General features: G+C 46.3%; 9 protein-coding genes. 6 read left to right on the forward strand and 3 right to left on the reverse strand.

Going from position 1 to position 11,163, the window contains the following annotated elements; all coding sequences use genetic code 11:
• The first annotated feature begins 11 nt into the window (after positions 1-11).
• From JWG88_RS00830 to ung, 4 genes are all read left to right on the forward strand, one after another.
• Positions 12-1,271, forward strand: coding sequence for a glutamate-5-semialdehyde dehydrogenase (locus JWG88_RS00830; protein ID WP_205231787.1), 1,260 nt, complete (start codon positions 12-14; stop codon positions 1,269-1,271).
• Entirely contained in the window at positions 1,271-1,915 is a 645-nt protein-coding gene (nadD, locus tag JWG88_RS00835; protein WP_205231788.1) for a nicotinate-nucleotide adenylyltransferase, read from the forward strand. Before JWG88_RS00830 ends, nadD begins: the two co-directional genes overlap by 1 nt.
• Positions 1,916-2,008: 93 nt before the next feature.
• Positions 2,009-3,214 carry a chemotaxis protein CheB gene (locus tag JWG88_RS00840; protein ID WP_240194250.1) on the forward strand — a complete coding sequence of 402 codons (1,206 nt, stop codon included), beginning with the start codon at positions 2,009-2,011 and terminating at the stop codon, positions 3,212-3,214.
• Between the two features lie 356 nt (positions 3,215-3,570).
• The gene (ung, locus tag JWG88_RS00845) at positions 3,571-4,239 is read left to right on the forward strand and encodes a uracil-DNA glycosylase (RefSeq protein ID WP_205231790.1); all 669 of its coding nucleotides are present in this window, start codon (positions 3,571-3,573) and stop codon (positions 4,237-4,239) included.
• 312 nt (positions 4,240-4,551) lie between these two features.
• On the opposite strand, the gene JWG88_RS00850 is transcribed toward ung, so the two are convergent.
• Positions 4,552-5,001 carry a CBS domain-containing protein gene (locus JWG88_RS00850; protein WP_205231791.1) on the reverse strand — a complete coding sequence of 150 codons (450 nt, stop codon included), beginning with the start codon at positions 4,999-5,001 and terminating at the stop codon, positions 4,552-4,554.
• Entirely contained in the window at positions 4,998-6,605 is a 1,608-nt protein-coding gene (locus tag JWG88_RS00855; protein ID WP_205231792.1) for an NAD(P)H-hydrate dehydratase, read from the reverse strand. The genes JWG88_RS00850 and JWG88_RS00855 overlap by 4 nt, the downstream gene beginning before the upstream one ends.
• A 479-nt stretch (positions 6,606-7,084) precedes the next feature.
• Between JWG88_RS00855 and dfsP the strand changes: the two genes are divergently transcribed.
• A complete protein-coding gene (gene dfsP / locus JWG88_RS00860; RefSeq protein WP_205231793.1) occupies positions 7,085-7,714 on the forward strand; it encodes a DUF166 family (seleno)protein DfsP in 630 nt (209 codons plus the stop codon).
• 26 nt (positions 7,715-7,740) lie between these two features.
• On the opposite strand, the gene JWG88_RS00865 is transcribed toward dfsP, so the two are convergent.
• Entirely contained in the window at positions 7,741-8,943 is a 1,203-nt protein-coding gene (locus JWG88_RS00865) for an LptF/LptG family permease (protein WP_205231794.1), read from the reverse strand.
• A gap of 361 nt (positions 8,944-9,304) precedes the next feature.
• Here JWG88_RS00865 and JWG88_RS00870 point away from each other — a divergent pair, with 361 nt between their 5' ends.
• Entirely contained in the window at positions 9,305-11,131 is a 1,827-nt protein-coding gene (locus JWG88_RS00870; protein WP_205231795.1) for a DNA topoisomerase IV subunit B, read from the forward strand.
• The last annotated feature ends 32 nt before the right edge of the window (positions 11,132-11,163 follow it).

Consider the following 11,163-nt stretch of genomic DNA (forward strand, 5'->3'; position numbering starts at 1 on the left):
CGGAGGATTATATGAATGCACTGGAAAAAGACATTATCTCTGTAAGCCGGAGAGCTCGGCAGGCCTCGCGCGCTTTTCAATCTGCCTCATCTGAGATCAAGAACAGGGTGCTTGCCAAAATTGCCGACCTGCTCGATAAACGCAGAGCATTTATACAAGAAGAAAATGCTAAGGACCTGGAAAGCGGCAAAAAAGCAGGACTTTCCTCGGCCATGCTGGATCGGCTGCACCTCTCCGATGCTGTCATAGATTCTATGATAGCCGGTCTTGAAGAGGTTATTTCACTCCCGGATCCGGTGGGCAGGATCAGTTCACTGGCTCGCCGTCCCAACGAAATGCTGGTCGGACGCATGAATGTTCCCCTGGGAGTGATCGGCATGATTTATGAATCCCGTCCCAATGTCACGGTGGACGCCGCGGCCCTGTGCCTTAAGGCCGGTAACTGTGTTATTCTCAGGGGAGGTTCGGAGGCATTCCATTCCAATAACGCTCTGGCTGGGGTCCTGCAGGAGGCCCTTATTCTCTGCGGCCTCAATGAGAATACAGTCCAGGTGATTCCGGTTAAAGAACGAGAAGCGGTCTCTGTACTGCTGCGCCAGGAAAAATATATCGATCTTCTCATTCCCCGTGGTGGTGAGGGCCTGATTCGTTTCGTTTCTGAAAACAGCCGGATCCCAGTGTTAAAGCATTATAAAGGTGTTTGTCATATATTTGTCGACCGGCTGGCCGATCTCGACAAGGCCACTCCGATTATCCTCAATGGGAAGGTGCAGCGGCCGGGTGTATGTAATGCGCTTGAGGGATTACTGATCCATCAGGATATCGCAGAACATTACCTTCCTGTCATAGCCGGGGCGCTTCATCGGCACGGAGTTCGGCTGCTCGGCTGTGAGAAGGCCGTGAAAATTGAGGCAAACATCGAACAAGCAGATGATTCCGACTGGGGCACTGAATTCCTGGACCTGATACTCACGGTGAAAGTTGTGGAGGGGTACGATGAGGCCAAGGAATATATTGAACGATATGGTTCACAACATACCGAATGTATTTTAACAGAAGATTATTCTCTGGCACATAAATTTGTCCGGGAAATAGACGCCTCGGCGGTAATGGTCAACGCCTCAACTCGATTTAACGACGGCAGCCAACTCGGTCTTGGCGCCGAGATCGGTATCAGTACCACCAAACTGCACGCCTATGGCCCAATGGGGCTTGAAGAGCTGACCACGAAAAAATTCGTGGTATTCGGCGAGGGGCAGGTGAGAAGCTGATGCGGGCAACAGGTTTGTTCGGCGGCACTTTCGATCCCGTTCATGTCGGTCACATAGAACTTGCCCGGCATGCCCTTGAATATTGCCGTCTTGCAGAAGTTGTTTTCATACCGGCAGCCTCTCCGCCCCACAAGTCGCGGAAACACCTGACTGCCTTTCACCATAGAGTAGCAATGCTGACTCTGGCAACAGAAGGTGAAAGCCGTTTTTCCGTATGTGAAGTAGAAAAAGACCTGCCTCCTCCCACCTATACCGTAGACACTCTGAATCATCTTCTGCAAAAAAATACCTGCGCTACTGAATACTATTTTATAATCGGCATCGATGCTTTTCTTGATATTCATACCTGGAAGGAGTATGAAAAAGTAATCGGCCAGGTTCATTTTATCGTTGCTGCCAGACCAGGCTATACTGTTAGTGACCTGCAGGAATGTATAGCATCACTCCATTACCAAAAGAAAGTTGATCACTGGTATAATGCTTCGTCAAAGCGCAAAATATATTATCTCGAGCTTGAATTAGCTGACGTATCATCAACCGATATTCGAAAAACTGCTGGTAGTTCCACTTTGCCAAAGGATGCTATAGCACCCGCCGTATTTAAATATATTAAAGATCATAACCTGTATTCTTCCGGGAGATGATAGACGGCAGTTGCCCTGCCGCTACCCGGGAATCCACGGGCTGGAATAGATCAAACCATCAGGGGACTGGAGGGGAAATCTAAATTGAAGAAAATGGATTTGACGGAGCAGAGGGATCACGTTCGAGTCGTCATCGTGGATGACTCCATACAATACAGAACAATCCTCAGCCGATTACTCAAGGGACATCGGCAGATTGAAGTGGTCGGTGAAGCGGTAAACGGCATTGAGGCACTGGAACTCATTTTACAGGTGAAGCCCGATGTGATTCTCATGGACTTTGAGATGCCGCTGATGGACGGCATGACCGCACTGCAGCATCTCATGATTCACATCCCCACCCCAACTATTATGTTTTCAAGAATCACTCAGGCCGGTACTGCGAGATGTTTTGATGCCCTGAAAAATGGAGCAGTAGATTTTTTCTGCAAAGACAGTTTTCATACAACTGCATCGGACAGTTTTTTGCGGGAAGAACTCACTGAAAAGGTCATATGCGCCTCGGAAGTAACCATTGGTGCAGTTGAGCCGATCTTTGCCAAACTGCCCGCAGAAGACGGCAAAAAATCCCGGGTAAAAACTCTGGTCTTCTGTGAGGAATGTGGGTCGAAAGAAGAGCTGATTATACCAGAAAATCAAGATCAGGGCGGGGTATTATGCACCACCTGCGGTGAATATATTTCTCTTGAACAGCGAAATAAATATAGAAGGGCAAATTGTCTCTCAATCATCGTCGCCGGGGAAGGAGCATTTATTAATCTGCTCAAATTGGTTCCGCAGCTTCATCAGGATATGAATGGTGCAATATTTATTATTATCGATGGTACCGTAGAGCATGTTGATGCATTTGCTCAATATCTTGACGAAATCAGTACTGTGAATGTTGTCCGAATAAAAAACGGTCTCTCTATTCAGGGTGGCAACTGTTATGTCGGCTGTGATAATGAAAACATCTTCTTAAAACCTTTCAGTGCCGATTATTCTCTCAAATGTTCAGAGAGTGGTGTGGAGGATTTTCCTGTAGATAAAACAATCCATTCAATCGCCACGGTGTTCAAGGAGCGTACTACGGCAATATTTCTTTCCGGAAAGGAACGGCAGGGAGATTTCGGACTGATAAAGCTTCTTGAGAACAATGGAACTATTGTGGTATTAAACCCCGCAAAATGCCTCAATAAACCGATGGGAAAGAATATACTGAATAAGTTCAATGCACTTACGGCAACAGATGAAGACAGTCTTGCCCGGATAATCGGCAGGATTCATCTTCATTACCGAGATACCATTGTGACTGCATAGTCAATAACCCTGCAGGATAAGCGGCTTGGCTTCAGGAGCCAATGTATAGATCCCATTCATTTTTGATGGCGTCGCGATATGCGCCGACTTCGAGAAAGCCCTATCTTTGTTTTTCGTTTTCTAGGAGCCTGTCGGAGAAAGCACTTCTCGGAGTCTTCGCTTACCGGCCCATCTTGGCGTTGTTTTTAGAAAATCAATGCTCGCAGGTAAGCGCAGACTCCGATATTAAGTATATGGCTGTGCTTGATTTCCTAAAAACGCCTTAATCTGAGGAATAATTGCAATTCTCCGACACACTCCTAGTTGTTTGTCAGTTTTTCACGAATAAGGTTACTAATATCATTCAGAGAAAGAAAATGTTATGGGAAGAACAGGTGCCTCAGCTACAGCAGGGCTGCCATAGACAACTGCTCGAAAAGGCCCATGGAGAGCTCTCCGCCGGAAGAAAGGTGTATCCCCGACGGGAGAATACTTTCAATTCGATGCGATTGACGGCCTTTGATGCCGTCAAAGTGGTAATAATCGGTCAGGATCCGTACTTTAACGAACATCAGCGCCTTGGGCCTGAAGCCCACGGTCTCTGCTTTTCCGTGCAGGAGGGAATTCCCGCACCACCCTCGCTGCAGAATATCTTCAAGGAAATCAGGAGGAGCATATATCAGGATGATAAGGAGAAAGTATTTTCAACAGATCTGACCAGGTGGGCGCAGCAGGGAGTACTGCTCTTGAATGCCAGTTTAACGGTTATAGCCAAATCACCGAATTCGCATGCCAATATAGGCTGGCACAAGATAACGGATAATATTATTGAAACCCTTTCAAATAAAAGGGAGTTTCTGGTCTTTATGTTATGGGGAGCCTTCGCTCAGAAAAAGGCCGCACTCATTGATCACGATAACCATCTGGTATTGAAGACGAGCCATCCCTCGCCGCTCTCTGCCCATCGGGGTTTCCTCGGTTCGGACGTTTTTAAAAAATGCAATTATTATCTCGAAACCCGCGGAATTGAGCCAATTCAATGGTGATGGCGTCGTAAAAACTCTTCATCTGCGTCGTTGCTGCAAAATTTCTATCATTACGACGTACCTTAGTACGCCGAAATAATAGAAATTTTACGCGCCTAGCATATGAAGTTTTTTACTTAGCCATCCGAAAATTTAGGTTTTTACGAGTTTATCAATGGTGAAAATCTTGGAAAAAGCCCACATTCCGCATTGCAACACGGCCTAGGGTCGCGCTCGATACTCAGAGAGAGAGTGGGCATCGATTTTTAACCCCCTCCTGAAAATTTGCTGATCAACATAACCCCAAAAAGCGAGAGAGTTAATTTCCAATGTCTACGAGATCAAGGTCTTGATAATATCCCTTCGGCCGATTACACCGACCAACTGATCACCCTCGACCACGGGGATGGTATGGATCTTTTTCTCAGCCATTATGGTGGCGATATCTTCGAGCAGTGTTGATGTATTTACCGTTTTTACGTTTTTAGTATAAATTTCGTTGACGGTGACACCGGTGATCTTCTGCATTTCTTCACGCATTTTCTCTTGACTTTCCAGGTAGATGACCGAATCAAGTATGTTGATGACAGTGGGGATGTGGACCTTTTTCTGCTGATAAACCAAATCGTTTTCCGTGACTACTCCAATCAGGGTGTTGTTGGAATCAACCACCGGAGCACCACTGATATTGTTTTCCGTCAACAGTTGTGCAAGTTCGCTGACGGTTGTCTGCGGAGTAACGGTTATGACCTTGGTGGTCATGATATCTTTAGCTTGTTTCATAACGTCTCCTGTTGAAGGAATCTCCTCAAGGTAAATGGAATCTGATCGGCAACCTCTGTTGCGCTGAATCCGTAGCCGGCACGAAGATGAAGTTCATCCGCGGCGGTACCGTGCAGAAAAACACCCGCGGCTGTGGCCTCGAGACAGCTGAGTCCCTGACTTATCAATGAACCTATTACTCCACTCAGCACATCTCCCATACCGCCTGTAGCCATCCCCGGATTGCCGCTGGTATTGATCATGGCATATCCATTATCAGAGACAATGACGGTTCCGTCTCCCTTGAGCACGATAATAACCTGTTTATCATTGTTGAACGATGCATGTGCTTCACGAGCAGCCTCGAGTCTGTTATCCTGGATCGTTTGGGTGGTAGTATCAGTCAGCCGTGCCAATTCTCCGGGGTGGGGAGTCAGGATTCTCGGTCCGGCCGGTTTTTGAATTTTCTCACGATGCCGGGCCAGAATATTCAGGGCATCGGCATCGACAACCATGGGGCGCGAAACGTGATTGTACAGATGAACGACAAGTTCGGCCGTACGCTTGTCCTGCCCCAGGCCCGGTCCGATGACGATAACATTTTTATTATTCAAATGTTTTATGATAAAGGGGAGATCACTGACATTGATAATAGATGACGATGTCGGAAGGGGCAGTGTCATCGCCTCGATCACGCTGCTTTCCAGAATAGCATTAAGGTCATAAGGGGCAGCGAGTGTGACCAGGCCGCAGCCGCTGCGTAAAGCACCTCTTGCCGTAAGAACGGCAGCTCCGGTTTTGCCTGCGGAACCGGCGATGACAAAGAGATGACCGTGGGAGCCTTTGTGTGATGACTTATCACGGCTCAGTTTTTTTAGCCAGGTCCCGGCAATGTCTTCGGTAACGAGTTCCGTGGGAATAGGAGATTTGGCAAACGCTTCCGGCGGTATACCGATATCGATTATCTGCAGCGTTCCAGTGAGTTCTGAACTGCCGTGCATGATTTGGCCCGGTTTGGCGCAGCCGAAGGTGGCGGTGAGATTCGCAACGACGGAAGTCCCCAGAATCCTACCACTATCGGAGTCCATTCCTGAAGGAATGTCGACGGATACAACCGGGACATTATGGGCAAAATCGGGACGATTGATCAAGTTGATCGCATTGGCGAAATGACCTTCCAGGCTTCTAGAGAGTCCGGTGCCGAAAATAGCGTCGATCACGCAATAACATGGTTTCCCTCGTGATTCAATCTGTTTGTAGAGAACCGGAACGGTTTCGACCCTGGTCGAGTTGTCGACCACATGAAATGGGAGTTTGAGCTGCCTGATAATATTGAGGTTGACTGCTGCATCTCCTTTGAGCGAATCCGGACTGACCAGAAAGAAGAAGATAGGATGGCAGCCTCGCTGATGGAGATGCCGCCCTATGACGAGTCCGTCACCCCCATTATTGCCTGGTCCGACGAAGATAATGGCGAATTTGTCTTTACCGGGTCCAAGTTTCTGCTCCATCATCAAGACGGTGCCTAAGCCGGCATTTTCCATCAAGACTATTCCCGGGATGCCAAAATGTTCTATGGCGCATCTGTCCAAAGCCTGCATTTCATGTGCTTTCGGCAGTTTCATAGAGTTATCTCCAGCGGAGTGATGTTGTGTCTTTTAATAAAGAGACAGAGTGTTCTTATATGAAGTAATGCTGAATTAGCTGTTGTGCAACTAACATGTTATATTTTAACGTAATTAAGGATGCTCTGCCATAAAATTATAATTCAATAGAGCCCGGTTGAGTTTCTTGTAGGTATATTTGAGCTGTTCTGCTTTTAAGTATTTTTCGATTTTCTTGTAATGTATGACTATTTCCAGGAGTGCCTAAATCAACTGAACCCGGTAAGCGTCTGGCTTATAGATTATAGCAACAAATCGAACTTTCTCGAAGTCTGCGTTTATCGCAGAGTCCATCTCGGCAACTTCGATGAACGATATACGGGATAATGGTACTTGACAAGGCTCCATATCAGGCGTTATCAATTCAATCATGGATATTCGGCAGGTGCAGATTAGACTCCGCACTCTGCATCGTATAGATTTATCTGACAGGTGAAAATATGGACATTATTGTTTTTCAACAAAACGGCTCGGCTCTGAAAAAAATTGAGGGCATCAAAAAATATGGTCGACAACTGATCATTAAGGATCTTTTTTCCATTGATGAAGGTTTTCCAGAAGTTGTTGAATTTCCCGAAGAGTATGTCAAACAGGATTTTCAGGGGGATCTGGTTTTAAATTTCCTTAAGCATCCTGATTTGTCAGCTTATCTGGTTGAGTTGTGTGAGCAAAAAAATATACCGGTTGTAACTACCGGAAAGCCAGGAAAAGGGTATACGCCTTTTACCTGCTGTGGTCTGGGCAGAGGTGAGAAACTTGGAGAATATGGCAGACAGTTTGGTTTTCCGGAATACAGTGTCGAGATCGAAAATGACCGTATTGTCGGCATTGAGGTTTTGCGTGGAGCGCCTTGCGGAGCAACCTGGGCTGCAATTATCGACACAATCGGAAGTCCGGTTCAAGAGGCCCTGGTTAAGCTGCCGTTGCGAGTGCAGCAGAATTGTTTTGCCAATCCAGCCGCCTTTGATCCTATTTCCGGAAAAAGCCCTGTTCATTATGCAGGATATGTACACCTGGCGGCGCTTAAAAAAGCAATCGAAGATGCCACCAAGCTCCAGAAAACAGAATAATGCAGGAAGAGGGACTATCAAACTTCTTATTTGTTGCGTTGTTGCCTTTGGAGCTTCATTTCGTCCAGCTTTTGGCGGAGCACGATGAGTTTGTTATTTAAAGCCTCTGAAAAGAGAGGCTTCTCGCTTGCAACTCGATAGATTGCACCCATGGTGAGCAGGGAAAAGAAGATGTTTGGCGCCCACATCGAAAGACCAACGGGTAAAAGTGAATCTTCAGCCAGTGTCTTGCCGATCGTATAGACAACATAGTAAAAAATAAAGAATCCCAATCCAAGAGGAATGCCGATTGCTCGTTTGCCGGGACCTGACTGCAGACCAAGCGGCAGGGCCATCAGGCTCATGATCAGGCACCCCACCGGAAGAACCAGTCTTTTGTGAAATTCAATGAGATAGTCACGACCGGTCTCACTGTGGGAACCATGGGTTAATGCCGCCTGCCGGAGCTCCTTCATATTCATTGCCTTAATCCCGACCACGGTGTTTTTGGTCGCAGGAAGGGTCAGGGGAATGTTGACCGTATATCTGTCGAAAATGACAATCTGGCTCTGTTCTTCTCCGGTTCGATGAAGGCTTCCGTTGAAGAGATCTATGGTGACAGCCATGTCCTTTATATCTGCCGACATACCACCTGTTTGTGCCATGGTAATAGAGGGAGTGCTCTGACCCCGCATGTCCGATACCCAGACATCGCGCCATTTATTCGTCTGCTCATCTATATCTTCAACGTATACAACAAGATCTCCAAGTGCAGCTGTAAATTCCTTCTCTTTTATTCCCCTGTCGATCTTCTCCTTGGTAAGCTGATAGAACAGCTGTTTCATGGCAATTTCACCTGCCGGGATAAGATTAATGGAAATGTAGGCTGATATCATAGAGATGAGGAGAGACACAACGATGACGGGAGGCAATACATTGTAGAGACTGATGCCGCATGCTTTAAACGCCAGAATCTCAGCATCATTGCTGAGTCGGGTGAAGCCGATAATTACCCCCATCATGGCTGACATGGGTATGGAATAAATCATCATATTAGGAAACAGATAGGACAACGACCTGATGAAGTCAGAGAAGCTTATGTCCAGTTCCAGAACAACATCGAGAAAAGGAATCAGCCTTACCAGAAAAAAAATGCAGTTCATTATAATGAAACTTGCAAAAAATGGAGCAAGCATCTCGGTGGCAAGATAACTGTAGAGAAGTAATGGTTTAGGTCGTATTTGAGTCATGCTTTAGAACTGCGGGAATATAATCTCATCTCATCCGGTAAATGGTATACGGCGACAGGCCAAGAGAATACAGAATAAACGATAAAGCAACAAGTGGGAAATAAGAATATTTTTTCTTCCCCTGCAGTAGAGTGCCGGGCATGCTGCAGATGTGATCCCGATCACGCCATCCCATGGGTTGTGACCGCCTGTTTATGGTGGGAAAGCGGCAGAAGCCTTATCGGGAAGAGAAGGATTTTTGTTGAAAATCAGAATATTTTATCTTTTGCCGATAGCAGAGATTTGTTGATAAAAAAACTCAAATACAATAGTATTTCGACAATTTCTTCTCGTTCCCTAAACCATAATAAATGCCTAAATAATGAGTACATCCGCAGACATATACGACGAAAGCAAAATTAAAACACTGAGTTCTCTGGAACACATTCGCAAACGGCCCGGCATGTATATCGGACGTCTGGGCGACGGCAGTAACCAGGATGACGGCATCTATATCCTGCTTAAGGAAGTAGTTGACAATGCCGTTGATGAGTTCATCATGGGATCCGGCAAAAGAATCAATATCACCATCGGTGACAACGGATTCGTGACGGTCAGGGATTTCGGCAGGGGTATACCGCTCGGCAAACTGGTTGACTGTGTGTCCACCATAAATACCGGTGCAAAATACAATACGGATGTCTTTCAGTTTTCGGTTGGGCTGAATGGTGTAGGCACAAAAGCAGTTAACGCACTTTCACGTTTTTTTAAGGTATCCGCATTTCGCGAAGGCAAATTTGCCGCGGCAATTTTCAAACGGGGGAAGCTGGTCTCTGAAGAGAGTGGCGAAAGCACTGAAAAAAACGGCACACTTATAGAATTCGAACCTGACCCTCAACTTTTCCCGGAATATTTCTTTGATCTGGAATTCATAGACAAAAGACTATGGAGATATGCCTATCTCAATGCCGGCTTAAAGCTGTATCTCAATAAAAATTGCTATTATTCATCGAAAGGACTCCTTGATCTCCTCGAGAAAGAACTGGACGGCGGAGAATTATACCGGCCCATGTACTACAAGGACCCCACCCTGGAATTTGCTTTATCTCATATCGATTCCTATGGCGATACCTACTATAGCTTTGTCAATGGTACCTATACCAGTGAGGGAGGAACGCACCTCTCCGCCTTCAGAGAAGGTATATTAAAAGGAATTAACGAATATTCCAGTAAGAAGTTCGTCAGCAAAGACGTGCGTGACGGTATTTTCGGGACGCTTGCCATAAAAATTAAAGAACCTGTTTTTGAGTCTCAAACAAAAAACAAGCTCGGCAACACCGAGATACGTTCCTGGATCGTCAATACCGTCAAAGATGCGGTTTCCAGTGCGTTGTACAAAGATACAGATGCCGCGGAGATAATGATTGAAAAGATCCTTCGCAATGAAAGGGTGAGAAAAGAGCTGCAGAGCGTGCGTAAAGAGGCCAGGGCCAAAGCCAAAAAGGTGGCACTGAAAATCTCCCAGCTCAAGGATTGTAAATATCATCCGGCCAGAAACAAACCATCTACTGACGGCAGGGAAAACATGATCTTCATCACCGAGGGCCAGTCGGCGGCCGGTTCGATTGTTTCCTCGCGGGATCCGATGACGCAGGCGGTTTTCTCCCTCAAGGGAAAACCTATGAATGTTTTTGGACAAAAGCTTGCCATATTGTATAAAAACGAAGAGTTGTATTCATTGATGCGGGCGCTTGATATTGAGGATTCCATTGCCGGTCTGCGTTTTGATAAGGTAATACTGGCAACCGATGCCGATGTCGACGGCCTGCATATCCGTAATTTACTGCTCACCTTTTTTCTGCATTATTTTGAACCTCTGGTGAAGATGGGGCATGTCCACATCCTTGAGACACCTATCTTTCGTGTGCGCAACAAGAAAGAGACCATATACTGCTATTCCGAGAAGGAAAGGGAGGCGGCTACCAGAAAACTCAAAGGACGCGGCAAAGATGCCAAAAATGTGGAAACCACACGATTCAAGGGATTGGGGGAAATTTCACCAAAGGAGTTCAAACAGTTTATCGGAGCCGATATCAGGCTGCGGACGGTAAACATGGACTCGGTAAGCGAGGTGGCGAAAGTACTCTCATTTTATATGGGCAAAAATACTCCGGACAGGAAACAGTATATCATGGAACATCTGGTTTAGTACCTATCCGGAAATATTAACAGATACATATC

This window comes from Desulfopila inferna (assembly GCF_016919005.1).
GTDB lineage: Bacteria > Desulfobacterota > Desulfobulbia > Desulfobulbales > Desulfocapsaceae > Desulfopila_A > Desulfopila_A inferna.

What these genes read in the sequence shown, in the direction of transcription:
- nadD (WP_205231788.1), top strand. Translation starts at nt 1,271, where the DNA reads ATGCGGGCAACAGGTTTGTTCGGCGGCACTTTCGATCCCGTTCATGTC.
- JWG88_RS00855 (WP_205231792.1), bottom strand. Translation starts at nt 6,605, where the DNA reads ATGAAACTGCCGAAAGCACATGAAATGCAGGCTTTGGACAGATGCGCC.
- JWG88_RS00830 (WP_205231787.1), top strand. Translation starts at nt 12, where the DNA reads ATGAATGCACTGGAAAAAGACATTATCTCTGTAAGCCGGAGAGCTCGG.
- JWG88_RS00865 (WP_205231794.1), bottom strand. Translation starts at nt 8,943, where the DNA reads ATGACTCAAATACGACCTAAACCATTACTTCTCTACAGTTATCTTGCC.
- dfsP (WP_205231793.1), top strand. Translation starts at nt 7,085, where the DNA reads ATGGACATTATTGTTTTTCAACAAAACGGCTCGGCTCTGAAAAAAATT.
- ung (WP_205231790.1), top strand. Translation starts at nt 3,571, where the DNA reads ATGTTATGGGAAGAACAGGTGCCTCAGCTACAGCAGGGCTGCCATAGA.
- JWG88_RS00840 (WP_240194250.1), top strand. Translation starts at nt 2,009, where the DNA reads ATGGATTTGACGGAGCAGAGGGATCACGTTCGAGTCGTCATCGTGGAT.
- JWG88_RS00870 (WP_205231795.1), top strand. Translation starts at nt 9,305, where the DNA reads ATGAGTACATCCGCAGACATATACGACGAAAGCAAAATTAAAACACTG.
- JWG88_RS00850 (WP_205231791.1), bottom strand. Translation starts at nt 5,001, where the DNA reads ATGAAACAAGCTAAAGATATCATGACCACCAAGGTCATAACCGTTACT.